Source organism: Paenibacillus sp. ICGEB2008 (assembly GCF_000307675.1).
Lineage (GTDB): Bacteria > Bacillota > Bacilli > Paenibacillales > Paenibacillaceae > Paenibacillus > Paenibacillus polymyxa.
In genome coordinates this window covers 1-23948 of sequence record NZ_AMQU01000003.1, presented here as the reverse complement: position 1 = coordinate 23948, position 23948 = coordinate 1, and the positions used below count along the sequence as shown (strand labels likewise).

Here is a 23948-nt window from a genome sequence, read left to right as displayed (position 1 = left end):
CACGTACGATGCCTTGCTGCCGAACCGGGAGACGGACGCTTACTGTGAGCTTTACTTCGCAAACAGCGTGCTGCTATTCGTATTGTTCTGCGGAGCATAGGCACCGTCCCAGGTGATAAAGAAGCTTGCCCCAGTATAGATCTCATTCAGGGCATTGCTCCAAAGCGAATAATCGAATTCCTTGAGCTGATTATTGTTGCGATCCACATGGTCGCCGCCCACGGCTGGTCCAATCTCGCAGAAGCCATAAGTTTTGCCAAGTCCTTTGATGTCATTGTAAGCCATCTTGATTTCATTGTCATTGGATGGATCGTCGCTGTAGGCGTCGATGCCAATCCAAGTGACATAGCTGGAGCCGGGGTAATAAGCGGCCGCGTTGGCTCCTTTATTTGGAGCATAGACAAAATTGACGTTGGACATGCCATGGGTCGTCACGATGTAATCGTACAGATTGATGTACAGGTTCTTATAGTCTGTCGTGTTCTTGTTTCCCCACCAGAACCAGCCTCCGTTCATTTCATGGAAGGGTCTGTAGTAGACGGGGGATGAGTCAAACTTTTGCAGGCTAGTCACAACATTGTCAATCTGAGCCTTATAATTTTGCAGCCATACGGGGCTGGATGAATTGATGGATGAAATGTCTGTATTGGCCAAGATCTTAAAATCGGAATCAGACATCGGGGCGTTTACATTTCCATCCTGGGGATTGGGCATGTGGGTAGAAATGGTAACGATTTTACCTAAGCCTTGGATGGCTGAGGCGCTATGGGAGGTAATGGAGGCTGCATCGCTTCCCCCGTAGTTCCAGTTCAGCAGATCATAAGAGACGATGTCAGGGTTGTAGGTCTGGACAGGACTGGTGTCTACACTTCCGTCATAGCCCAGGAACATGCCAGTATAATTGATATTACTCTCCGCGCCTGCCGTCATGGGTAGCGCGAATAATAACGCAGCCCCGGTCAGGGCGGTGATCAAGCTCTTCGTTTTCTTGAATGAATTCATATTGGTTATCCTCCTAATGTTTTATATCTTGCTATCGGTTAACGCAAGATAAGATGTGTTAAGTGAAAAATGTTCTAGTACACTACCTCCTTGGATCGGCTGGTTGACATTTACTATCAATCACAACGAACATTGTTTTTAGCGAGTTGATCCCATCTTCCTATAGGAAAGGGCTTTTTAGCGAACCCTCAATTATATCGACTGCAAGGAAAAAAACTAAAATAGTTCTATTGAAGTAAAAATTATTTCATATAACAATAAACTATCAATTTCTGCAAACAGTGGTAGAGGCTAAGTGTGTGAAAAAGAAAATATTTCCGGTTCATTTTTATGAACTTTTAATTCACTCTTATGAATTTTGATTGAAATTATTGTTATTCTTGTACTATATAGAGAATTCATACTCGCACACTTGACGTTACATCTATTTCTAACACCTTCATTGTTTTTAACAGAAATTAAACAGCCTAAGACCGTATGAATATCGGACTTAGGCTGTTTAAGGCTGCTTTTTTATTACGGTCTACTTAACAGAGATCAGTTCAATTATAGAAAGGCCTCTTATTTTGGAATGACCACACATCCAACTTTCACTTCGACAAACAGCTTATTATGAAAAATAAAAGCGAAATGATGATTATAAATAGATAAATACTAGAAACTCGTCTTCCAATAAGAGCTCCAAAATCTTCAGGATTTTTATATCCAATGATTAAGCTAGGAATAAAAAAAAATACTCGATACAAAAATAGTGTAGTGGAACCCAGTATTATTAACAGGATTGGACCATGCTGACATTCCTAAAAAGGAAAGCAACTGGTCTCCGAATATGTAATCGCCAAATTCAAAAGAAACAGCCATGCCAAGAAGAGATAGCAGCAGTGAAAGTGATCCCCGGCCTATTTTCTTTCTGTTGTTTCTCAACACTGTGAAGATAATCAGTAAAATCACAATTGCCTGTATGCTGTATGTCAATATCATTGAAAACATGAAATACCTCCTCGAACATTAGAATCAAATGATCGAATGCCAATTTCGCGAGTGATTATACCATATTTTGTAATATCTTCATATATAGTTCGATACGGAGTTCGGTAGCGCAGCGGTCCGTTTGGCTCTAGAGAAGCAACAGCGATCGTAAGATCAAATGGAACGCAGAGCGGCCTTAGCCATACAATATTTCATCTGAATGTAAAAGGAGATGATTATGTTGGCTACCTTCTCGGCCGCGCTTCAGGTGAAAAAGCGGATGGCCAAGCGAGTCTTAAAAATGTCCGGTGTTCACGGCATTGGCGTAGGCTACAGGGACCCTGCCCATCCCAAAAGGGGAGCCGCTGTCATTGTGTACACGGACCGTCTAGCGTCGGCCTCTACTGGACTCTTGTCGGCCACTGCCTTAGGGAAGAAATCGAACGTTCCTGTCCGAATTGTAAAGACTGGAAAAATCAGGGCTAATGCTACGGACTACAAAGTGCGCATCCGCCCGGTCATCGCCGGCTACAGTGTCGGGACGATTGAAGGCTCCGGTACAACCGGACTTATCGTTGCCCCAACTGGAGCGCCGGCTACACGTTATCTTTTAAGCAATAACCATGTGCTCAATCCCTCCAATACAGACAATCGGGAGGCTACAATTCAGCCAGGCGGAGCCGATGGGGGGACGGTTGCCCAGGATCGTATAGGACGACTGTATCGTTACGTACGCTTAAATCCCACTGGAACGAACCTGATTGATGCAGCGCTTTCGCTTCCGACCCGCAACAACCTGCTCAATCCCCGTTATGCTACAGTGGGAGCGATTCCGGGTCATGTTACCGCCTATCGCATAGGAGAAAGATTGAAGAAGGTAGGGCGTACGAGCGGGCGGGTTAATGGCACGGTAGAGTCCGTCTATACGGACTTGCAAATCAATTATGGTGGTGAGTTGGGCCTGCTGACCTTCGAAGATCAGACGGTTATTAGAGGTACGACTCCTGTATCACTACCCGGGGATTCCGGCTCTGTATGGCTCAGACAGTCCGATAATTATGCAGCCGCGGTCAACTATGCAGGCACGGCAGATGGTCGCTTATCCATAGCCTTTCCAGTGCAGTGGGTCATGCAGGTATTCAACACACGAGTAGCCCGCCCCAGCGGGGCAGGCAGGGTACTCAGGTAGATACAGGATCTTCCCCTCGTTCCTATACTAGACAACTCACCAGTGAGGAGCTCGTTCGCTTAAGACCAAGAACGACACGTATTAGACGAAGCTAATTGCTCTGCAGATGGAAGAGCTACGGCTAGACCCCTCGGTAAAGTGGTCGATTTACCAGCTTTCCATAGGAAGGCTCGCTTCGGAAGCATCATCTCCCCGGATTTCTCCCCTGATTGCAGAATTGAGATAAGAAATCCGGGGCGGAGGCGATGGGAAGCACCCACAAAAATAATTCACGATACCAATCATTTACGACGCCAATGATTCACGGTACGAATCATTCATAATACAAATCATTCACAATCTAAAACGTTAATGGCATGAAAGGAATGCATTAAATTAAATTTATAATTACATTCTAATCGGCCCCTTCAGCATATGCTTGGACTCTCAAATCATGGGCTGTAATGGTGCTGCTTGCCGAGGCCAAGCCCCTGATTTCCTGAGCAGTCAGAGCTCTGTTGTAAATGATCAGCTCATCTACTGCACCGTTAAGATAAGGATCATCAAACTGGGATTTCCCAATGTAGTTCCAATCTGTCAGTCCAAGGCTGGAAGGTCTCAGCGTCATACCCGTGTTACGTGTCGCCTCTATACCGTCCACATACATAATTCCCGTAGTGCCTGACAGAGTTACTGCGACATGCTTCCACACCCCTGTCGCCAGTTCCGGGGCGTTCAGCTGCTGTTCCTCTCCGTTCCCCAAGACAGTGATGGCAAAACGCATACCTGTCCCTTCGGCCTTCGGGGTCAAAAACATATACCGATCTGTTCCTGCTCCAAAATCAAACAGACGAGCCCAGCCATTATGCGTGTTCACTCGTACCCATGCTGCAATCGTAAAGTCATTTAAACTGCTAACTATTCCGCCGGGCAGGCTGGCATAGGCGCCAATACCGTTAAGGCGCAGGGCATTGCCATTCCGCCCCGTGCTCCACGAGCCGCCAATTACACTGGCCTGCTGCCCATAACCTGACGAATCGGCTGCGGTTGATCCGGCCGTTTCGTTAAATTCATAATGGGCTATAATGTCCCCAGCGGGAGCTGGATTGCCTGTACTGGACTGAATGCGGATATCGTAGTTGGCTGCCGTACCGATATTCAGGCTGACTGTAGTCGCAGCACTGTTAACAGCTGTGACTGAGCCGGTTTTTGTGCCGTCTACCAGTACATCATACGTACCTGCCGTGAGTCCGGTTATCGTTACAACAGTCGTATGAGCTGTGCCTGGTGTCGTATTTTTCAACATCAGACGGATGTTGTTCTTGGATTTGGACACGACGGCTAAGGTATATTGGTCCCGGTTCAACTCCAGACTCAGCTTCTGGGTGATCAGATGCAGACGCTGGAATACGCCATCTTTTGGAGTAACCGTATAGCTGTTATTGCTTTCTGTAACGTCACAGCCATAACCGAACAATCCGAATATGGGATCGACAGCAACATCCGAACTTAGGATTTTAATGGCTCCAAACAGCCCCAGATCGGCTTCCCCGGACATGCCACGCCATCCGTTAAAGAGAGGGCCGCCGTCCAGACCAAGGGCGCCGTAATTGCCCTTACCTGCCTGATATGTCCACGATACTGCCCCGATATTGGCAGGGTCCGGGCTGATCTGTCCTGAATTAATCGCCCCGATGTTCGCCAGTTTGGCGGCATAGGATAGGCGCTGGTCCACTTCTGGCTTGGACGAATAACGACGTGTCCAGTCATCCATCGCATAGCCCGCCAGCGAAGTGGTGTACTGGAAGTTCCACCAATTCTCTCCGGTGATTGTGACCGGATCGGCGTAATAGTACCAGACAGGCATATGTCCGCGTGCGGCACGTGTTTTGGCATTGATTTTGCTCATCATTGTCGTATTGCCGTTCATTTTGGCAAGTGTATATACCGCCTCTTCGCCTGTATTGTCATAGTTGTACTCAGAGCCATAGGGATAGGTGGTGTTTTTGAAATTGTTGTACTTGGTAGCCATTTTGGCAATCATGTCGTTAGCCTCAGTAGTCAATCCTTCTTCCTGAAGCGCCTTAATCATATCAGGTGTAGTCAGCTCACCCATAAGCCCTGTGTTCCAGTTATAAGCAACAGGACCTTCATACAACGCTTTAAAAATACGATAAGCACGTAGCAAATATGTGTTTTTGCTATTGCGATAGCTGACCAGGTTGGGATACAGCTTGGCAAGTTTATACATGCTGAAAAACGTATTATAAATGTGCGGATAGGCATAGCCCCGGTATGTTGGTGTCGTATTAGGTTGTGGCATCAGGAAATCAGGGACCAAATAATCGGTATGATGGCCTTCCATCAGATTCGTCCAGATAGCCACCTCCAGATAATCATCGACAGCTTTGATCTCAGAGGCCACGGGCTTCTGGACATTTTTCTCCGCTAGAAACTGGCCGTGAGTTAATCCCCAATCATCACCCCAGCCCCAGTAGCCAGCAAAGCTGTTGCGTTTGGCCTTATATTGCATCATCCAGTCGTCAAACACCTTGTCCCGCAGGTCTCCCGGTACGTTCCATTGGGTGCTGTTGACCATGAAGGTGGAGTGACGCTGAAGTGCAGTGTCAATCGGCTCAATGGCATAGAACTGGAGAACGGTTTTTTCGCCGTTACCGTAATTTACTGTAATATTGTTGTGACCCAATCGTCCCAGTGTAAGCTCATATATTTTGTGGTTTGTAGGGGCATTTTCCAAATAGCTGATGGTCGTTTCGGAGGGATACTGCGCTGTGACAGAGGTAATGGATTTACGGGTATGCAGATCGAATTTAGCTTTGAGATTGGTCGGGACAATCATACCCGGAACCACGGTCACATCTACATGCCCCTCGCTGTATAGCCTGTCCTTTACAGCCTGCTCGTCCGTTACCTTGTAGAATTTAAAGGCATACGTTTTGCTTTCACCAGGGGCCAGCGACAGACTGGTGCTTCCGATATAACCACGGTTGGTGCTTTTGATGACATTGGAGTGGATATAGAACACATTAAGTCCCTCAGACCAGCCGCCTTGCTCCATAGCCCATGTACTGCCAGGATGCTCCTCGACTCTCCAGTGGTCCTGATATTCGAGACCAGCACCCGTTGCGGCATCAGGTAGCAGCAGGATATACGGTCCGATGCCGCTAGGTCGTCCAGCTGTAATAAAGGAACTGTGATGACCTACAAAGGAGTGAGAGAGTACCCTGGTTTCATAGATTTGTTCATTATTGCCACCGGACCAGTATTCGTTAAAAGGAAGCGGCAGCCCCCAATCTCCGATTTCCAGTGCTTGATTAGAAGTATTCGTTACTTTCATTTGCCAATGTAAATAGTCGTTAACCAACGAATAGGTTTCTTGTAAAGTGAAGTTGCTTATTCCCTGATGGTTGGAGGAATTTTGATAGGATACCTGGACGCTGTTACCAGAAGAGATGATCTGGCGCACATCAGCAGAATTGCTTGTCCATGCCCGAGTCCACGCCCCGTTACCGAGACGATAGGTGAACATGAGTTCACCCAGCCACTGATGATCTGACGTATTTTGTTTAGGTGCGTTAGAGCCGTTCATGACATAATTCGTATTGAAGGTGTCTCCTGTCAGACGTAAGGAAGAGATATCCCCATAATCCCCGATTGAGATGGAGAATATTTGATTAGATAGCTGTACTGCCATGCTATCAACCTCCTAACAAAGGTTCGTGAGTGTGCTCACATGTTAATATATGTGTCAAAAATACTTTTGCTACCCTATGCGTGAGAATTGATAGAAAATAGATTCATATAGATATCCTAGAAATCTATTCATAGTGGAGGTAGAGCTATAATGAAAAATAAAATGGAGTCACCGAAGATTCCTGCGGACTTACCCGTATTAAATGAAGAAATACGCTCCATACGATCCAAAGACGAACTTAGTACAGGGTCTGTAGAGGATATTATTTTAGACAATATGGAAGCAGTTAAGGTTTCATTAGAGAAGATGGTCTTCAAAAGTGTCACCATCATGGAATCATCATTGCCGGAAAGTGAATGGACAGACATCATTTTTGATAAATGCGATCTGTCTAATATTAATTTTTCCGGCTCCTTTATCCATCGGGTAGAGTTCAGAAATTGTAAATTGCTCGGAACGGATTTTTCGAGAAGTAGGCTCCAAAACGTTCGTTTTCTGGATTGCCTAGGGGATTATTCGATGTTCCGTTTTGCTAATTTCAAGCAAGTTGGTTTTGAGGATTGTTCTTTGATAAGTGCAGATCTTTATCATGCAACACTACAAAAAACCTCTTTTGCCCGTTGCAATCTGGATCAAGCCATCCTGTCGGGGGCCAAGCTCAAGGGAATTGATCTCAGTGATTGCGAATTTGACGGATTACAAGTGGAGATAGAAGACTTGAATGGTTGCATCATCTCACCGCATCAGGCTTCATCCTTTGTTGGCCTTTTGGGGCTAGTGATTAAATAAGGGGTTCAGGGCAAAGGTAGCCATAACAAAGAAAAGATCCGCCTAAGCGGATCTCTTGCATTTATTGATAGCTTATTTCTTTTTAATCACCGGACGTACAGGCTTCGTTGTCAAGACATTAAGCGCGTCACGTACTTCTGTGGCGAAAACAAGCGGCTTTTCTACTTTTTCAAAGTGGATGTACCAAAGGTTAGGGTTATCGAATAGCCAGTGATTGTGGAGTGCCGTCACTTTGATATCATGGTTACGAAGTCGAGAAATAAACGGATTAATTTCTGCGGTCAGAATCACAGTTTCGCCAAGACATAAACCTTTTCCGTTACGGCCAATGCTTTCGAAAGAAAAAGCTTGGGGGATGGCAAGAAAGGATCTGGCCCTTTTCCCCAAAATGATCGGCTTGATGTTATTTCTGACTGTAGATGCAGTACAAACTCCGTTAATGATTTGAGGTGTTGCTTTTAATATATCGGCAAACCGTTTACAAAGTGGACTAACTGCCATTTCTCTCACTCCAATTCTTTTAAGTTACTAGCATCATATGAAAGAGTGAGGGAATGGAAAGGGCAAGTCTTCTTTATCGTTAGTCTAATTTGCTATATACAAAGTACGAATGGAGTACCCTTTTAATGCCTTAGCGTTGCTCCGTGATACTGATGTTTGATACTGTCCCAGGCTTGGCGCAGACGCGTAATACCTTCGATAATCTGCTGCTCCGTTAAGTGAGCAAAGTTAAAGCAGGCTGAAGGAGGTCCCGGTGTCAGTTGGTAATCAGCAGCATCACGCCATGTGACTCCATAAAATCGTGCTGTCTGCATCAAATGATGATACGGGGCAGGTCCATGCTTCCAGATGGCATAGGCGTGTAGACCGCAATCGTTCTGCTGCCAGTGAAACAGCTCACTCAACGGCTGTATTTCATGCTGGAATACGTCGTAGCGTGATCTGTATATTCGAGTCATCCGCCGCAAATGACGAATGTAGTCTCCGCGCATCATAAAACGTGCCAGTGCACGCTGTTCCAAGCGGGCAGGCGGCAGGGGATCGTATAGTCGTTTGGCAGCAGTCAGCGCTTGAGCCAATGCCACAGGCAGGATGGCAAACCCGAGTCGAAGGCTGCTGAACATGCTTTTGGAAAAGGAACCGACATAGATGACACATTCCGCGCGGTCCAGTGCTTTTAATGGTTCAATGGGGCGTCCTGCCCAGCGGAATTCACTGTCATAATCATCTTCAATGATCCACGCCCCCTTGGATGCTGCCCATTGCAAAATATGTTGACGGCGCGTTAATGGCAATACAGCACCGGTTGGAAACTGTCGTCCAGGCGTAACAAACAGGAGCTTGGCATCCCAATCCTGTGGAATAATTCCATGCTGATCCAGCTCAGCAGCGTGTATCTGTCCGCCTGAGGCAGTAACTGCACGGTAGATGCCGGAATAACAGGGATTCTCCAGTACAATGTTATCTTGTTCATGAATAAGCAGCTGACTTAATAACGTGATCACTTCCATGGAACCACTGCATAATACGACTTGATCCGGGGTAGCCGTAATTCCGCGTGTTCTGCCAACATGATGGCAAATCGCTTCACGCAGCCCTTTATCACCGTTCACTGGTGCAGGCGTCGAGTCATCCGAAGGCTTTTGCAGGTCCTTGCCAGCGGCAGCCAATGCACTTTTCCATGCGATCTGTGAGCTGCCCTCCAATACATCTTCTTCTGCTTGAAAAGAAATCAAAGGCTGCTGTGCACCGTCTCTACCCGTAGCAGACACAGGAGCCGAGTATAAGGCTCGTTCTCTTTCGAGCTGCATTATTCGTTGTCCCCATGCTGACAGAGCAGGGGCTTTTTGTTTTGCAATAGGCGGGGTTTGGTTCTGCTGATCGATTAGAGATTCGTCTGGCAACATTGCAGTCTGTTCCATAACAAAGGTTCCTCTGCCTACTACCGAATTCACATATCCTTCTGCCAACAGCATATCGTATGCTTCTTTAACACTTCCGCGCGAAATGCCATACATCACAGCCAGATCACGACTGGAAGGCAGGCGCGTACCGCTGGCAAGGGAGCCAGTGAGAATTCCCTCTCGAAGAGCGTGATACAATGCCAAGTATTTCAAATGATATTTTTGAATTGCGCGCTGATAAGCAATCGTAATGTCCATACTTTTCTCCTTATATTGGACCAGTCATTTCCGTTCATATTGGATCTTTTTAATAATCCATTTTCAACATAATCTGAAATGTATCATTGGTCAATAGATGGAAGGAGAGTCCCCTATGAGAAGAAAGGAATTTACGGTAGAAGAACTAGAGGAAATAGAGCAGTTTCTAAGCGAGGTCAGTTTCGGATTTTTAGGCATGAACAGCGAGGATGGTTTTCCGCGTGTGGTTCCCTTGAATTTCGCTTATGGAAATGGCGTTTTTTATATTCATGGCAGTCGTGCTGGAGAAAAGATGGAACGGATGAAAGAGGATAATCGGGTTACTTTTTCAGCCGCCAAAGAATATGCGCTCATTCCATCTTATTTCACGGATGAACATATGGCATGTCCTGCGACCTCATTTTTTAAAAGTATTACCGTGCGTGGTCATGCGGAGCCTGTAGTGGATTTGGAAGAAAAAGCATCAGCATTTTCCATTTTTATGAGTAAGCTGCAACCGGAAGGCGGATATGACACGATTGATGCCAGCGATTCTCGGTATGCCTCACGTTTGAAAGGGGTCGCTCTGATCAAAATTGTACCCGAGGAATGGACCGCCAAGTTTAAATTCGGACAAAATGTTAAAGATCAGGAGCGTCAGCAAATTATCGACGGCTTGCAACAACGGGGACTGGATGATGATCTGATAACGATTGAAATGATGCGCAAATATGGTCTTCATCGCTGATATATATCGAAAGTCAGGATTTCACAAAATTCTTAAGTATAAATATTTAAATTCGGCGTAATAATTCCTGCTCGCTCATCCATCTAACTGGTTAATTATACCTTGAAGGGGGATACCCTTGATTTTCCATAACATTCAGTCCTTCTATATTAGGACTTTTGAAGGAAAGGTATATATCATCCTCAAGCCCGTTGTTCTTACTGCAAAGGAACTTTATAATACGATAGATTTGTGGTGTAAGGGGGCAAAACCGTGATGAGAGCAGGAGTCAGAAGTCGGGAAAGTCGGCGGTTGTTACTGGAAGCGGGGGCTGAAGAGTTCGCTCAGACGGGGTTTTACCAAACTAAGGTAAGTTCGATTGCGGCACGTGCAGGATTGACGCAGCCGGATTTTTATATTCATTTTGAAAGCAAAGAACAAATGTATGAGGAGCTTGTGGAGAGCTTCCGTACTTTGGTGAATGAGACGGTACAAAGTATGAAGATTGGCCCGGACCTAAGCGAAGCTGAAGTTTTGAGACGGGGACAAGCTTTTCTGGAAGCTATTTTTCGCATGTTGTCTAATAATCCGGCGATCACTCGTGTCGGTTTTTACCAGGCGGCAGACTCGGTACACATCAAGGCGGAAATGGCGGAGCACATCAAGAAGCATCTGCTGGCGGCACAACGATGGGGTTCCTGCCGTGAGGAACTTGACCCTGAACTGACAGCAGAATGTGTGATCGGTTTGATAGAACGGCTGACGTTAACGAAATTGCTGCCTGGACGTGAAAGCCCGTCTGTACTTGCCAAGCAGGCAAGAAATCTCCTGTATCACGGAATGCTCGCATCCGAAGAATAACTGGACCCCAAACCCATATTTGGGCAGCAGGCGCGGCATTTGTCCCTATCATGGACGGTGGCATAAGCATAAGATGCTTTTGTAAACCATGAAGGGAGGAATCACCATGTCTGGAGTAGGCGCTGGTTATGGAGCTTTTACATCTACAGGAGCGATTCTGGTACTTTTCATTCTGCTCGTTATTATTTCCAAAGCATTCGTTATCTAATTCTCAGTTGAAGAATTTGATTTCGGGCGATTTGTTGTAATCGACAGAGGGAGGAGGAATTTGAGATGGGTGAAGTAGATAGAAGCTGTGGCTGTGGCGGTGGCGGCTACGGCATGTGGACTTCCACTGGTGTCATTTTGGTACTCTTTATTTTGCTGGTTATCATCACACGTACTTTCTTCATCTAAAGTGATATTCATGGGCTTGAGCGCCGATGCTTCGGGTCTATGACTATGCAATCCCAAATAGGAACCGTCTCTAACAGAGGCGGTTTCTTTGTGTTTGAAAGTTTACGTTGACGTTAACGTTATATAGGCGTAGTATTTATATATAATCTTTTTCATAAGGTGGGTGTCATGGTTACGTATAAAATTGATGAGGTCGCCAAACAAAGCGGTTTAACCAAGCGAACCATTCGTTATTATGAGGAAATCGGCTTATTGCCCTCCCCGCAGCGCAGTGAAGGAAATATGCGGCTGTATACGCAGGAGGATGTGGATTTACTAAAAAAAATAGTGAGTGCCAAGGAAGTGCTTGGCTTTTCTTTGCAAGAACTTCAGCGGTACATGTCCGCAGCAGAAATGCTCAAGGGGCAGCGGGAGGAATATCGCGAGCGCACAGAGCATTTGCAGCCAATCGAGCGACGGACCATGTTGGAGGATATGGAACGTACGCTGAACGAACAGTTGGACTTAATGGAGGGAAAGATCAACAGTATCCGTATGCTCCAGACAGAGCTGGAGGAGCTGCGGGTTAGGGTGCGTGAACGTAAGGTTCTTCTGGATGAGGAACTTGAGCGCGACCCATCATAACAAGAACATTTACATTCAGATGTGGAGGTAACATCCTATTATGAGTTCACAACATGCATTACCTGAAGAGTTAAAAGAACGCTCAGGCTTGCTGTCTCAACCTAAAGCGGTATGGGCGGTCGCCTTTGCCTGTGTTATTTCATTTATGGGCCTGGGATTGGTCGATCCGATCCTGCCGGCCATTGCCGATCAGCTTCATGCTACGAAAAGCCAAGTGTCGCTGCTGTTCACCAGCTATAATCTGGTGACGGGCGTTGCGATGCTGATTACGGGCGTTGTATCTAGTCGATTGGGTGTCAAATGGACGTTATTAACCGGCATATTATTTATTATTGTGTTTGCCGGACTGGGCGGCACGGCTAGTACAGTTGGCGGAATTGTGGGCTACCGGGCAGGCTGGGGCCTGGGAAACGCTTTGTTTATCGCAACAGCGTTGTCTGCGATTGTAGGTCTGTCCACTTCTGGAACAGCTAAAGCGATTATTTTGTATGAAGCGGCCTTGGGGCTTGGGATTTCAGTCGGCCCGCTGCTAGGCGGTGAGTTAGGTTCCATTTCCTGGCGCGGTCCATTTTTCGGTGTAGCTGGATTGATGGTTATTGGCTTTTTGTTCATTACGTTTATGCTGCCTTCAATTCCAAAGCCGAAAAAACGCGGTTCCATTGCGGACCCATTCAAAGCGTTAAGTTATCCTGCCTTGTTCACGCTCGGCATTGTAGCATTGTTATATAACTTTGGATTCTTTACGTTGATGGCGTATTCTCCATATGTCATGCATTTAGACGAGCATGGTTTGGGTTACGTGTTTTTTGGTTGGGGAATTATGCTGGCCTTTACCTCGGTGTTTGTAGCTCCAAAGATTCAAGCACGCTTGAGCGTGGTATCTTCCATTAGTATCATGCTGACGTTGTTTGCCATTGATTTAGGTGTTATGGCGATTGGGACTTTAGCTGGTTCGCCAACGACTGTCATTGTAGCGGTCATTGTGGCTGGTATTTTTCTGGGGATTAACAATACATTGATTACAACCGCTGTTATGCAGGCTGCTCCAGTGGAGCGCTCCACAGCATCTGCGGCTTACAGCTTTATGCGTTTTTTGGGCGGGGCCATCTCACCATGGCTTGCAGGGAAGCTGTCAGAGTGGTATGCAGCAGAAACTCCGTTTTATTTTGGAGCATTGATGGTACTGATTGGCGTAGCTGTGCTGATCGTACGTCGCCGACATATGCAGGATATTCAGGTAGATGCACACTAACATTGAACTTCTGGGGAGGAAAAGAGTATGAGCGAATTCAAACAGATTCTGGTCGCGATTGATGGTTCGGAACACGCTATGAAGGCATTGGAGACAGCCAAAACGTTATCCAAGCAGCTTCAGGGAAACCTGCATCTGACCGTATTGCATGTAAATCCGACTTTATCCATGAATGAGCCCCCGGTTGGGATTGATGTGGATGAGCGGATCGAAGAGGAAGGTCGCCATATTCTGGAGCCTGCAGCCGACTATTTGAAGGACGAGGGCATTTCGTACCGTATGCTGGCAGGTCATGGTGATCCGGCGAGTTTCATTTGTAAAATTGCAGATCAGGAAAAGGTAGATTTGATCATTATGGGAACACGGGGACAGGGACTTGTTTCGGAGCTGATACTGGGTAGCGTGAGCCATCATGTGATTCAGCATGCACCTTGTCCAGTGCTGACAGTGAAATAGTATTAAATGAGACATTGATATAGAGCAAAGGAGGAAAAAAGCATGCAGCAGCACTTATTTATTGGCGGTGAATGGAAAGCAGCTTCATCATATACGACGCTGAAATCACCGTATTCCGGGGAAGTCATTGCCGAGGTAGCAGAGGCCACTGCTGAGGATGCCAAGACCGCTATTCAGGCGGCTTCTGATGCACGTGCAGAGATGCGGGTCATGCCAGCCCACCAGCGGTCAGCTATTTTGGAGAAGCTGGCTGACCTGCTGGAAGAGCGGCGTGAGGATGCAGCGCGTATCATTGCACGCGAAGCGTCCAAGCCATGGAAGGCTGCGCTTGCGGAAGTTGATCGGACGGTACAAACCTACAAGTTTGCAGCCGAAGAAGCCAAGCGCATTCACGGAGAGACCATTCCGCTGGATGCTGCACCAGGCGGCGAGGGCCGTATGGCCTACACGCTCAAAGAACCCGTCGGGGTAGTAGGAGCTATTACACCATTTAACTTCCCAATGAACTTGGTCGCTCATAAAGTGGGCCCTGCGCTGGCAGCAGGCAATACGGTCGTATTGAAGCCTGCGGAGCAGACACCACTGTCGGCTTACTTGATCGCGGAGCTGTTGGAGCAGGCCGGGTTGCCTGCGGGCGCTCTTAACGTGATCAGCGGCGATGGCAAAACCATTGGCGACGTACTTGTCACTGATCCACGTGTCAGCTATATCACCTTCACCGGTAGCCCGGCAGTCGGTACAGAAATTCGCTCCAAGGCTGGCTTGAAGCGAGTCACGCTGGAGCTGGGTTCCAATGCGGCTGTTATTATTGACCGTGATACAGATGTGGACGCGATCATCGACCGTTGTGTGAGTGGAGCCTTTGCCAATCAGGGGCAGGTATGTATCTCGGTTCAACGTATTTACGTTGTCGGTGAGCTGTATGATACGTTCGTATCCCGATTTATAGAAGCGACTCAACGTTTAAAAATCGGAGATCCGCTAGACCCGGACACGGACGTATCGGCGCTCATCTCAGCCAAGGATGTCGAGCGTGTTCGTGAGTGGCTGGAGGAAGCGGTCCAAGCAGGTGCGAGAATCGCTCTGGGTGGTCATGCCGAAGGTGGGATTCTGGAGCCGACCGTATTGCTCAATGTGGACCCGACTTCCAAGGTGTCTTGTCGCGAAGTGTTTGCCCCACTTGTGCTGATTCATTCCGTTAGCTCTGTAGATGAGGCTGTGAGCCATGTGAATGATTCAATTTATGGCTTACAGGCAGGAATTTACACACGTAATATCACGACCGCGCTGGATGCAGCGGACAAGCTTGAGGTAGGGAGCGTGATGATCAATGACATACCAAGCTTCCGTGTTGACCATATGCCGTATGGCGGTGTGAAGCAAAGTGGCACTGGACGCGAAGGTGTAAAGTACGCTATGGAAGAAATGTTGGAAACCAAGCTGATCGTTATTAAACGGTAAATAGCTGTATAAAAGCCTGTCTGATGGACATGGATAATACGTTTTACGTATATCTGCTCATTAGATGGGCTTTTTTTTTCTCATTATTTGCGCGAATGTCAGATGAAAATAAAGTGTTAGACTGAAAAATATTTGGATAAAGCGTATTTAGCTTGAGTTTTAGACCGTTGGAACTGTTCCACCGTCAATATTATATTCACTTCCTGTAATAGAAGCGGCCCGGTCGGATACCAGAAAAGCAACAAGCTCAGCGACTTCTTCTGGTAGTCCTGGACGACCAATTGGAATTCCTCCCAACGAGTCCATTAGTTGCTTTAATGCACTTTTTCGGTCGCCTGTCGTCTCAGCAATCCGATCAATCAAACTTTGTGCTGCCTTCGTTTCGATAAAGCCTGGCGCAACTGTATTAATACGAATGCCTTGAGGCGAAAACTGCTTGGATAATCCTTTGCTGTAAGTAGTTAAAGCTGCTTTGGCCGCAGCATAAGCCAATGTTGCATCATATAAAGGCAAGCGACGTTGAATGGATGAAATATGAATAATAACACCTGAACCCTTTTCCACCATAGCCGGCAGCAGTCCACGGTCTAAACGGACGGCAGTAAACAGATTAGCGTTAAAAGTTTGCTGCCAATGCTCGTCCGTCAAGACAAGAGCTCCCCCGGATGGAGCTGACGAGCCTCCAACATTGTTGACAAGAATATCTACACCGCCTAGGCGCTCAAGAACGCTGGTTACCACTTTATCTACACCTTCAGGCGTACTAATATCGGCTGGAATAAATAGATCCGGATTTTCTAAATTAACTGGAGTAGTTCGAGCCGTAGTTATTACAGTAGCACCTGCAGCTGTAAGTCTCTTAGCAATAGCCTCTCCCATTCCTTTGGTACCGCCTGTGACCAAGGCCCTTTTGCCTTTAAACTCACTTAAAATGCTTTCTAATTGAAAACTCATGTGAATAATTCCTCCTAATTTTGACAATGTGGTTGAGAACTACCTCTAGGTATCTTCACTCCGAGTTCACTTGTTTTGCGAACCTTACACACTATCGACAATGATACCCCGGTAACGCCCTCCCCGCAGTCGATGCTTTAGGGCTTTTTGATAGGCTGGACTAAAGTACCAAGCTTGTGCTTCCTCAAAAGTGGGGAATTCCAAGATGGCCAGCCCTTCAATATTGGGTCCTTCCAGGACCTGGTATGCGCCATACATTGCTAGGGGGTTGACGGAATGTCCCGCCAAACCTGCCGGTGCCAATTGAGAATAGAGTTGGAGTTCAGTTTGATCGGTACTCTGTTCACGTATAAAAACAACATAAGCGGGCATATACGTTTTCCCTTTCTTATTTTTTAATTTCTTTATGGAAGTGTAATAATCAGTTCTTTAATTTTATTGATTTTAATGGCTTCCATACCTTTGATTTCGCGATGGTTATCCAAGATCAACGCATCTTTATCGAAAGCAGAAGTAAATGCTTCAAGCCGGGATTTGTTCGCTGATGTAAAGTAAGTTTCTACTACTGGTGGCAGGGATCTATGTGGATTCATTGATTCTTCAACCTCCTATGGTGAGTATGTTGTGAGCGATAACTTCAAACTCATCATAGCAGTAATAATATGACTACATAATGTCATATTATAGAGGAACATTTAAATTTCTTTTCATCGTTTCTAAATGAGACAATATTCTTGTACGTACTTGTTCGGGGCTAACCTCTATAAGGAGGGGACCAAAGGACAGCAGATAACTGTCCAACCAATTGCCTACAGGAAATTGTGCCGTGACGGTATAAGAGCCGTCTTCCCTCTGAGTAATTGTTTTCTCGGCAAATTCATCGTATACGCGGTAAGCTCCTTGAGCAGAAATGTGAAGAGTTACTTCAATGGTATGAAGCAAGTCGTTCACCTTTGTATCTGTAGCTGCTACGACTGTTCTTGGCTCATAACTAATTTCCGTAACTACAATCTCTTTCATTCGGCTAATCTTAAATACACGATAACTTTCGGTATTTAAACAGTAACCCTCCACATACCAGGATTTATCTTTAAACAAGAGCTTGGCAGGTTCGATGCTACGATAACTCTGTTCCCCGGCGACGTTATAATAGCGGAACTTTATAACACGGTTTGTGATTATCGCGTTGCGTATAAGAGTGAATAGCTGTCTCTGGCTGTTTTGGCTTCCCCATGGCGAAAAATCTACTTCGATCCAGTTTCCCATTTCTTTTTTAAAAAGCCTACTCAACTTGCTTAGCACTTCTTCTACCTGTGGAATGGTAGCTGTAGCCACACTCTGAAGGGCCATTAAGATATCATCTTGTTCCTGCTCGGACAGTAAAGAGGTGTTAAAGACATAACCCTCCATCAATGATATTCCGCCACCCTTGCCTCTACTGCTGTAGATGGGAATCCCAGCTGCGCTTAAGGCATCTATGTCCCGATAAATCGTTCGTGTGGAAACCTCAAAATGCGCTGCCAATTCATCAGCAGTCACTTTTTTCTTATGGAGTAACATATAAACGATTTCAAAATGTCTGCTTAACGGCATAAGCTTCACCTCACTCGGTAGCATACATCTTATAACATGACATTATAAAGTCATATTAAGTGATTGCTCTACATCACACTCTAATGGGCATCAACTGGGGGACTTTATTTTCTTTGGACAGCGATAATAACACTGCCTTGGATCAGATCTTTTTACAATTCTTTATATAAAGTTGAACCACAAGCACTTGCGAAATAAAAAGGAATAAACTATACTGAGACCAATCAATTAGTGATTGATCAATTACTAATTGATTAACAATCAACGTAGGTGACATTTATGAGCAGCATACGCTTCAAGTTGACTGAACGTATCTTTATTGGAACTATGAATTGATGCAGATTCAGTTAGATGAAGATGTATGAAGCTAAGTAATTGATCAATCACTCATTTTATTAGTAAATGGAGGAGAAGAAAATGAAACATCTTATTATTTACGCGCATCCATCACAAGAAAGCTTTAACCATGCAATTTTGACCACAGCATTGAAGGGGCTAAAGCAAAAAGGGCATGATGTGGTGGTTCGTGATCTATATGATATCGGCTTTCAACCTGTAGTCAGCAGTAGCGAGATTATTGGAGGAATCGGAGAAGATATTGTGCGGGAACAGAAGTTTTTGCAATGGGCAGAGGTGGTCACCTTTATTTATCCGATATGGTGGACGGGGATGCCAGCCATAATGAAAGGGTATATTGACCGCGTATTCTCTTACGGGTTTGCTTACAAATATGTAAACGGGGTGCAGATGGGGCTGCTCAAGGGGAAGAAAGTCATCATCCTCAACACCCAAGGGAAATCACATGCGGAATATGCCAGCAATGGCATGGATCAAGCACTTCACTTGACGTCCGACAAAGGCGTATTTGAATATTGCGGACTTGACGTTATGTATCATATATTTTTCGAGTCGGTACCCCAATCCGATGAAGATACACGTAAAGAATGGCTTCGCCAGATTGCAGGCATACTTGGATAAGGGCCTTGAGCCTGGCTGATTTGAGTAACATCAATATAAGACTGTGTACCGTAATAAACCAAATTACTTACTTCATTAGTGGTTGCGAAGTGTGGTTGTGGCGATCCCATCGAACGATTAGAAAACGTACTTGTTGGAATGGGCAAGTTCCTATAAGATATTTTTTGAAACTCACTGTCCCCAAAAATGCACATCTTTACAGGTAAAAGTATTTTGGATGAGTTGAAACAACATTAAAATGAATAAATAAACGAAATGACCTTCTTTACGTAGAGAAGGTCATTTCGTTTAATTTAGGCGTTACTATTAATTGGCATAGTCTTATTAATAAGGCGTTGTCGCTTGCAAGTCATCTAGTAGTTCTTTGTACCTAGTTCGAGGATTTCGCAAATGTGTTTCCTGCTTTTTGTCGGTTAGCTATGATGCTGCGTATCACGGTTCAAAATTAGCTGTACATGATGAAATCTCTGGTGTATACCTATGTAGGATAGCAAGCTGTAGTTATAGCATTTTTTTGAGCTGGGATATACGGGCTTGGGAAACCTCAAGCATTTTGGCATATTCGTGCTGTGCTGCATTGGGTTGCTTTTGCATTAATTCTTTGAGGCTTTCAATCATCTGCTGTGTCGATCTCCGTAGACGTTTGGACTCTTTAATCGACCGTTGTCCGTTGGCTAAAGCCGATTTGGCTGGTCTTAGGACAGGGCTAAAATTTAACCCCTTCTTTAAACTTTCAATACATTCTTTACAAATAAAACTATCTCTAAAATAAGTCAATTGTTCTGCTGAACCACACATTTTACACGTCACCCCGGTATATTTTCGAAAGGCGAGAATACCGGTTTCCTCATCTGCGAAAATCTCAACGGGGTCACCCACATTAAAATCCATAGAAATTCGCATTTCTTTGGGAATGACGATACGGCCTAACGCATCTAGGGGACGTGTCATACCTGTACTTTTCAAATGATAACCTCCTTTTTTTATATCCTTATAATACTAAATAATTATAGTAAAAAAGAATAGGCTTAGAGAAGCAATCGCATATATTAAGTAAACTGTTGAAAAGTATACAAGTAATTCCCAAAATATGTTTTTTTAATCGTGGAAAACGTGTTGAGAAATTATAGGGGATTACCGATATATATTCAGAATGAATATTCTAGTTGGTGAAGGAATTTTTAGTAATATACGATAAGGAGCTGTGAATTACATATGGCAATCGATTTGGACACTGCTATTCCTGCAGTCATTATAAAGGTCGGCGGATTAGTAGATCAGCCCGAGCAATTCACCGCCGAGGCGAAGAAGGCTGCTGCTATGCTGGGAGAAGAGGCATTGCCTCTATTCCCGCGTTATTTTTTTGGAACTGAGTTGCAGAAGCCTGAGAGTTTGGCAGGAAAGTACGAAGGGTTGGGCGACTGGCTGCATATTCAACAGGACGCGATTTTTGAGATTATCTACAATTACAGGGAAAAAGCGATTCCCATGCTGTATGAGGTGGCGTTCGGGGTGTACGATTGGACGCAGTATAAGGCAGTGAGGATACTAACTCGGTTAGCCCGTGAAGGTGTTCAGACCGAGCAGATTGTGGACGATATTATCAGCCATGTCGACGATTTTCGTTATGAGGCACAAATGCCTACATTTTATTTTCTGTCGGGACTGACGGGCAATAAGAAGGTTGCCGCGCTGCTGCAAAGGCATTTCCTTGAGAATTTGGAATACGATCCGATTGATGCCTTTGATATTTTTGAGAATTTATACCGTTGTTCGCCTGATGTTGCTAGGAGACATGCCGATTTTCTCAAAGCCATTGCCCGCGGTGAAGGCCTAGAAGGCCGCTCCCCGTTACTGGATGGAGCGATAGGGACTACCGATGAGAACGGCAAGCAAGAGTACCACTGGCCTGGTGATGAACCTGTCGAAGAGCAGCACCAATTACGAGCGGCCATATTCTATTACCAGTTGAATTCTCAGGATGAGGAGGTCAATCGGCGGTTAGATCAATGGGAAGTGAGCCATCCAGAGGAGAATGTAAGGAGTTATATTGGGAGATTACGAGGGGAAGGACAGGGAGAGAGCTAACTGTTCAGTTGGTGAATAGAGAAATGTTAATTTTGCACTCTTTTCTATGAAAACTTATACTTATCGTTACAGCTGGCTTGAAGCGAAAATAAAAGAATCAGGAGGGGATCAACCATGTACTCCATTAAAGAAGTTGAAATCAGGAGTGGATTGCCCGCATCTACCCTTCGTTATTATGAAAAAGAGGGCATTCTACCTGATGTTGGTCGAGATGAGGGTGGGAGAAGGGTATATACCGAGAAACAAATGGATTGGATCAGGTTCCTTATGGCTATGAAAGATACAGGAATGACCATTGAAGAAATTAAGGCATACCTTGAGCTAAATGTAAAAGGAGAAGCCACGATCCAAGAGCGAAGAGATTTCCTGGTTGCCCACAAAAAGAAAGTGGAAGAACATATGGCACAAACGCAACACAATTTGGAGAAAATTATTCAAAAGATAGCTTACTACGATCATGTGGTCATGGGAAAAAGCTTCTCTTAGTCGCCAGATCGAATTGAATATATGAAGCCCCCAGCCTATTTGAAATACGCTGTAGGGCTTTTTTTGCATAGATATCTAAAGATACCTGCTGTAGGTCGCAAGTATGAAAAATCGTTGGCAATTAGCGGTTCACAATGTGCTTACAGGGTAAAAGTGTAGTACCAAGGTGGGGAAGTGGGGGTATTGACTCTCACGCCACGTGAGGCTGTAGACTGTGAAAGCAAGGGAGGTGAAGCGGAATGGCTTATACGGTTAAGGAAGTATCTAATCTGTCGGGAATCAGCGTTCGAACTTTGCATTATTATGATGAAATTGGATTGCTGAAACCACATCATACCGGAAATAATGGATATCGCTATTACGAACAGGAACAACTGTTGAGGCTTCAGCAAATCATGGTGTACAGGGAACTGGATTTGCCTTTATCCGAAATTGGCAATGTGCTGGAGCAAACCAAGGAACAAAAGGCTGAGGTTTTGCAGGTGCATCGAGCCAATATTGAGGCCAAGGTCTTCCGCTTGCATACTCTCCTTCAGACCATCGACGAAACGGTGGCTCATTTGAAAGGAGAACAAACGATGGAACCAGGGCAAATGTACCAAGGGTTTAACCCGGAAAAACAAGAAATGTATGAACGTGATCTGACGGAACGTTATGGTTCACAGGTCGAAGAGAAGGTTCAGGAGAGTAAGACTGCGACGACGAACTGGAGCAAAGAGGATTATTTGGATTCGCAGGCAGAGGCAGATCAGATTCATCGGGAGTTGGCTGAAGCCATGAATAAGGGCTTGAAGCATAACAGTGCAGAAGTACAGGCGCTGATCCGCCGTCATCTTCAATGGGTAAGCCGATTTTATACCCCTACAGCAGAAATTTATAGCGGGCTGGGAGACTTGTATGTAGAACATGAGGATTTCAGTAAAATGTATGAAGGCTATCACCCTGGGCTGGCTGAGTATTTGCGAGACGGAATGAAGGAGCTGGCCAAGCGGGAATTAACCTAGCAACAGCTGATGAAAAGGGTTATAAGTAATATGAAAAAGGGTGAACAACAACCCCATCGACGGCCTGCTGTTCACCCTTTTTTGTATAAAGCAGCTTACATGCTGCTTGGTGCTGTTCTCATGCTTTGCTGACTGCTGTTTCCGTACTGCTGCATGCTACCGCTGCTTGCAAAATGCTGCCCGGTCGTCCCCATGTGTTGCGGAAAGCTGTGGTTCATGTGGCTTCCTGCACTAAAGGTGGATGGTTGCATACTGCGAGAAGCATAGTTATCGCCAAATCCAGGTTGAGTCATTTGGCTGCTTGAGCGGATGGAGTTTTCCAATTGGCTACACAGTTGAATGACTTGCTGGTATTGCTGCATCGCTTGCTGGTGATGCTGAATTGCGGTTTGAATCATTTGAGCTGCGCTACGTTCGCGTTGCACTAGGCTTTCAAGGCTAGATGCGTTTTGTTGCTCTTGTTGCAGCAATTGCTGATACATAGCAGTTCCTTGCTGTGTTTGTTGTACCAATTGCTGCATAATTTGTTCACATTGATGAAGTTGTTGTTGTGGAGCCATGTTGTTGAACATTGATCATCAATCTCCTTCGCCGGATAGTTTAGGTTTTAGGACCCTCATATATTGTGGCGAAGGAAGACTATATATATGCACAATTTTTGGTTACAGGCTGGATACCAGAATAGCCGTAAATTCCTCTAGGAATACACGATCTTCCTGATCAAATCGGCTTTTTAGCGGGCTGTCAATGTCCAGCACTCCAATCAGCTCATCGTTTTTGATTAGAGGGATAACGATTTCGCTATTGGAAGCAGCGTCACAGGCGATATGTCCTGGAAATGCATGTACATCGTCTATGACAAGTGTTCGCCGTTCAGCTGCTGCGGTACCGCAAACACCACGTCCCAGTGGAATCCGTATACATGCGGGTAAACCCTGGAAAGGTCCTAGTACAAGCTCAGTCCCATCATAAAGATAGAAGCCACTCCAGTTCACATCTGGAAGAAAGTGACCCAGTAAAGCTGAAGCGTTTGCTAAATTGGCAATCCTATTGGATTCATCGTGAACAAGTGCCCGGAGTTGTCCGAGAACGGATTCGAATTGTTCCTGACGTGTTCCTTCGTAAGGGATAGTTTGAAACATGTAGAGTCCACGCTCCTAACATTAAATTTTCATATTAACTGTTGTATATATCACCAAAAATAGGTAATTGTGACAATCACTTTTACCATTGGTTAATTAATTTAAGATATAACGATTGTACATATTCAGTCAAGTAGAAAAT

General features: G+C 45.4%; 25 protein-coding genes and 1 pseudogene. 14 read left to right on the top strand and 12 right to left on the bottom strand.

All coding sequences use genetic code 11. From position 1 onward, the window contains the following. Positions 1-51 precede the first annotated feature (51 nt). Entirely contained in the window at positions 52-1002 is a 951-nt protein-coding gene (locus C400_RS0101340; RefSeq protein ID WP_017425735.1) for a glycoside hydrolase family 26 protein, read from the bottom strand. A gap of 717 nt (positions 1003-1719) precedes the next feature. Next, complete coding sequence (locus C400_RS0101335) at positions 1720-1992, bottom strand: hypothetical protein (protein ID WP_017425734.1); 273 nt, start codon at positions 1990-1992, stop codon at positions 1720-1722. A gap of 217 nt (positions 1993-2209) precedes the next feature. Between C400_RS0101335 and C400_RS0101330 the strand changes: the two are divergent. Then, positions 2210-3255, top strand: a pseudogene (locus tag C400_RS0101330) (hypothetical protein). Between the two features lie 299 nt (positions 3256-3554). Here the strand turns inward: C400_RS0101330 and C400_RS0101325 are convergent. After that, positions 3555-6854: a DUF5695 domain-containing protein gene (locus tag C400_RS0101325; protein ID WP_017425732.1), complete on the bottom strand. Its 3300-nt coding sequence runs from the start codon at positions 6852-6854 to the stop codon at positions 3555-3557. A gap of 150 nt (positions 6855-7004) precedes the next feature. Between C400_RS0101325 and C400_RS0101320 the strand changes: the two genes are divergently transcribed. Further along, positions 7005-7643 (top strand): pentapeptide repeat-containing protein, encoded by a 639-nt coding sequence (locus C400_RS0101320; protein WP_017425731.1) that lies wholly within the window; start codon positions 7005-7007, stop codon positions 7641-7643. Positions 7644-7715: 72 nt separating this feature from the next. Here C400_RS0101320 and C400_RS0101315 read toward each other — a convergent pair whose 3' ends face one another. Beyond that, the gene (locus C400_RS0101315) at positions 7716-8144 is read right to left on the bottom strand and encodes a DUF1259 domain-containing protein (RefSeq protein ID WP_016819386.1); all 429 of its coding nucleotides are present in this window, start codon (positions 8142-8144) and stop codon (positions 7716-7718) included. Positions 8145-8266: 122 nt separating this feature from the next. Then, entirely contained in the window at positions 8267-9805 is a 1539-nt protein-coding gene (gene pdxR, locus C400_RS0101310) for a MocR-like pyridoxine biosynthesis transcription factor PdxR (RefSeq protein WP_017425730.1), read from the bottom strand. Between the two features lie 115 nt (positions 9806-9920). Here pdxR and C400_RS0101305 point away from each other — a divergent pair, with 115 nt between their 5' ends. The 8 genes from C400_RS0101305 (at position 9921) to C400_RS0101265 (ending at position 15561) form a co-directional block, all read left to right on the top strand. Then, the gene (locus C400_RS0101305) at positions 9921-10532 is read left to right on the top strand and encodes a pyridoxamine 5'-phosphate oxidase family protein (protein WP_017425729.1); all 612 of its coding nucleotides are present in this window, start codon (positions 9921-9923) and stop codon (positions 10530-10532) included. Between the two features lie 255 nt (positions 10533-10787). Beyond that, a complete protein-coding gene (locus tag C400_RS0101295; protein WP_017425727.1) occupies positions 10788-11372 on the top strand; it encodes a TetR/AcrR family transcriptional regulator in 585 nt (194 codons plus the stop codon). A gap of 106 nt (positions 11373-11478) precedes the next feature. Further along, positions 11479-11580, top strand: coding sequence for a hypothetical protein (locus C400_RS27265; RefSeq protein ID WP_014599460.1), 102 nt, complete (start codon positions 11479-11481; stop codon positions 11578-11580). 65 nt (positions 11581-11645) lie between these two features. Then, positions 11646-11768 (top strand): hypothetical protein, encoded by a 123-nt coding sequence (locus tag C400_RS28375; protein WP_016819381.1) that lies wholly within the window; start codon positions 11646-11648, stop codon positions 11766-11768. 168 nt (positions 11769-11936) lie between these two features. After that, the gene (locus C400_RS0101280; RefSeq protein WP_017425726.1) at positions 11937-12392 is read left to right on the top strand and encodes a MerR family transcriptional regulator; all 456 of its coding nucleotides are present in this window, start codon (positions 11937-11939) and stop codon (positions 12390-12392) included. Between the two features lie 40 nt (positions 12393-12432). After that, entirely contained in the window at positions 12433-13644 is a 1212-nt protein-coding gene (locus C400_RS0101275; protein WP_016819379.1) for an MFS transporter, read from the top strand. Positions 13645-13671: 27 nt separating this feature from the next. Then, a complete protein-coding gene (locus C400_RS0101270) occupies positions 13672-14100 on the top strand; it encodes a universal stress protein (protein WP_016819378.1) in 429 nt (142 codons plus the stop codon). Between the two features lie 42 nt (positions 14101-14142). Beyond that, positions 14143-15561 carry an aldehyde dehydrogenase family protein gene (locus tag C400_RS0101265; protein WP_017425725.1) on the top strand — a complete coding sequence of 473 codons (1419 nt, stop codon included), beginning with the start codon at positions 14143-14145 and terminating at the stop codon, positions 15559-15561. 159 nt (positions 15562-15720) lie between these two features. Here C400_RS0101265 and C400_RS0101260 read toward each other — a convergent pair whose 3' ends face one another. From C400_RS0101260 to C400_RS0101245, 4 genes are all read right to left on the bottom strand, one after another. Then, the gene (locus tag C400_RS0101260; protein ID WP_017425724.1) at positions 15721-16515 is read right to left on the bottom strand and encodes an SDR family oxidoreductase; all 795 of its coding nucleotides are present in this window, start codon (positions 16513-16515) and stop codon (positions 15721-15723) included. Between the two features lie 84 nt (positions 16516-16599). Then, complete coding sequence (locus C400_RS0101255; RefSeq protein WP_017425723.1) at positions 16600-16887, bottom strand: DUF1330 domain-containing protein; 288 nt, start codon at positions 16885-16887, stop codon at positions 16600-16602. Between the two features lie 32 nt (positions 16888-16919). Continuing rightward, entirely contained in the window at positions 16920-17108 is a 189-nt protein-coding gene (locus C400_RS26080) for a hypothetical protein (RefSeq protein WP_017425722.1), read from the bottom strand. An 88-nt stretch (positions 17109-17196) separates the two neighbouring features. Further along, positions 17197-18108, bottom strand: coding sequence for a helix-turn-helix transcriptional regulator (locus C400_RS0101245; protein WP_017425721.1), 912 nt, complete (start codon positions 18106-18108; stop codon positions 17197-17199). 417 nt (positions 18109-18525) lie between these two features. Here C400_RS0101245 and C400_RS0101240 point away from each other — a divergent pair, with 417 nt between their 5' ends. Next, positions 18526-19086, top strand: a complete 561-nt coding sequence (locus C400_RS0101240) for an NAD(P)H-dependent oxidoreductase (RefSeq protein WP_017425720.1) — start codon at positions 18526-18528, stop codon at positions 19084-19086. A 501-nt stretch (positions 19087-19587) separates the two neighbouring features. On the opposite strand, the gene C400_RS0101235 is transcribed toward C400_RS0101240, so the two are convergent. Beyond that, a complete protein-coding gene (locus C400_RS0101235) occupies positions 19588-20052 on the bottom strand; it encodes an AbrB/MazE/SpoVT family DNA-binding domain-containing protein (RefSeq protein WP_016819375.1) in 465 nt (154 codons plus the stop codon). A 249-nt stretch (positions 20053-20301) separates the two neighbouring features. Between C400_RS0101235 and C400_RS0101230 the strand changes: the two genes are divergently transcribed. The 3 genes from C400_RS0101230 (at position 20302) to C400_RS0101220 (ending at position 22664) form a co-directional block, all read left to right on the top strand. Beyond that, entirely contained in the window at positions 20302-21174 is an 873-nt protein-coding gene (locus C400_RS0101230) for a hypothetical protein (protein ID WP_017425719.1), read from the top strand. A gap of 114 nt (positions 21175-21288) precedes the next feature. Then, positions 21289-21660, top strand: coding sequence for a MerR family transcriptional regulator (locus C400_RS0101225; protein ID WP_013369358.1), 372 nt, complete (start codon positions 21289-21291; stop codon positions 21658-21660). Between the two features lie 239 nt (positions 21661-21899). Then, the gene (locus C400_RS0101220) at positions 21900-22664 is read left to right on the top strand and encodes a MerR family transcriptional regulator (RefSeq protein WP_017425718.1); all 765 of its coding nucleotides are present in this window, start codon (positions 21900-21902) and stop codon (positions 22662-22664) included. A 95-nt stretch (positions 22665-22759) separates the two neighbouring features. Here C400_RS0101220 and C400_RS0101215 read toward each other — a convergent pair whose 3' ends face one another. Together C400_RS0101215 and C400_RS0101210 are read right to left on the bottom strand one after the other, a co-directional pair. Beyond that, positions 22760-23236 (bottom strand): hypothetical protein, encoded by a 477-nt coding sequence (locus C400_RS0101215; RefSeq protein ID WP_017425717.1) that lies wholly within the window; start codon positions 23234-23236, stop codon positions 22760-22762. Between the two features lie 90 nt (positions 23237-23326). Then, positions 23327-23806 (bottom strand): GAF domain-containing protein, encoded by a 480-nt coding sequence (locus tag C400_RS0101210; RefSeq protein WP_016819371.1) that lies wholly within the window; start codon positions 23804-23806, stop codon positions 23327-23329. Between the last annotated feature and the right edge of the window lie 142 nt (positions 23807-23948).

Bases quoted from the DNA above. Each gene is read 5' to 3' on its own strand.
- C400_RS0101340 (WP_017425735.1), bottom strand. From the start codon at position 1,002: ATGAATTCATTCAAGAAAACGAAGAGCTTGATCACCGCCCTGACCGGG.
- C400_RS0101335 (WP_017425734.1), bottom strand. From the start codon at position 1,992: ATGTTTTCAATGATATTGACATACAGCATACAGGCAATTGTGATTTTA.
- C400_RS0101325 (WP_017425732.1), bottom strand. From the start codon at position 6,854: ATGGCAGTACAGCTATCTAATCAAATATTCTCCATCTCAATCGGGGAT.
- C400_RS0101320 (WP_017425731.1), top strand. From the start codon at position 7,005: ATGAAAAATAAAATGGAGTCACCGAAGATTCCTGCGGACTTACCCGTA.
- C400_RS0101315 (WP_016819386.1), bottom strand. From the start codon at position 8,144: ATGGCAGTTAGTCCACTTTGTAAACGGTTTGCCGATATATTAAAAGCA.
- pdxR (WP_017425730.1), bottom strand. From the start codon at position 9,805: ATGGACATTACGATTGCTTATCAGCGCGCAATTCAAAAATATCATTTG.
- C400_RS0101305 (WP_017425729.1), top strand. From the start codon at position 9,921: ATGAGAAGAAAGGAATTTACGGTAGAAGAACTAGAGGAAATAGAGCAG.
- C400_RS0101295 (WP_017425727.1), top strand. From the start codon at position 10,788: ATGAGAGCAGGAGTCAGAAGTCGGGAAAGTCGGCGGTTGTTACTGGAA.
- C400_RS27265 (WP_014599460.1), top strand. From the start codon at position 11,479: ATGTCTGGAGTAGGCGCTGGTTATGGAGCTTTTACATCTACAGGAGCG.
- C400_RS28375 (WP_016819381.1), top strand. From the start codon at position 11,646: ATGGGTGAAGTAGATAGAAGCTGTGGCTGTGGCGGTGGCGGCTACGGC.
- C400_RS0101280 (WP_017425726.1), top strand. From the start codon at position 11,937: ATGGTTACGTATAAAATTGATGAGGTCGCCAAACAAAGCGGTTTAACC.
- C400_RS0101275 (WP_016819379.1), top strand. From the start codon at position 12,433: ATGAGTTCACAACATGCATTACCTGAAGAGTTAAAAGAACGCTCAGGC.
- C400_RS0101270 (WP_016819378.1), top strand. From the start codon at position 13,672: ATGAGCGAATTCAAACAGATTCTGGTCGCGATTGATGGTTCGGAACAC.
- C400_RS0101265 (WP_017425725.1), top strand. From the start codon at position 14,143: ATGCAGCAGCACTTATTTATTGGCGGTGAATGGAAAGCAGCTTCATCA.
- C400_RS0101260 (WP_017425724.1), bottom strand. From the start codon at position 16,515: ATGAGTTTTCAATTAGAAAGCATTTTAAGTGAGTTTAAAGGCAAAAGG.
- C400_RS0101255 (WP_017425723.1), bottom strand. From the start codon at position 16,887: ATGCCCGCTTATGTTGTTTTTATACGTGAACAGAGTACCGATCAAACT.
- C400_RS26080 (WP_017425722.1), bottom strand. From the start codon at position 17,108: ATGAATCCACATAGATCCCTGCCACCAGTAGTAGAAACTTACTTTACA.
- C400_RS0101245 (WP_017425721.1), bottom strand. From the start codon at position 18,108: ATGCCGTTAAGCAGACATTTTGAAATCGTTTATATGTTACTCCATAAG.
- C400_RS0101240 (WP_017425720.1), top strand. From the start codon at position 18,526: ATGAAACATCTTATTATTTACGCGCATCCATCACAAGAAAGCTTTAAC.
- C400_RS0101230 (WP_017425719.1), top strand. From the start codon at position 20,302: ATGGCAATCGATTTGGACACTGCTATTCCTGCAGTCATTATAAAGGTC.
- C400_RS0101225 (WP_013369358.1), top strand. From the start codon at position 21,289: ATGTACTCCATTAAAGAAGTTGAAATCAGGAGTGGATTGCCCGCATCT.
- C400_RS0101220 (WP_017425718.1), top strand. From the start codon at position 21,900: ATGGCTTATACGGTTAAGGAAGTATCTAATCTGTCGGGAATCAGCGTT.
- C400_RS0101215 (WP_017425717.1), bottom strand. From the start codon at position 23,236: ATGTTCAACAACATGGCTCCACAACAACAACTTCATCAATGTGAACAA.
- C400_RS0101210 (WP_016819371.1), bottom strand. From the start codon at position 23,806: ATGTTTCAAACTATCCCTTACGAAGGAACACGTCAGGAACAATTCGAA.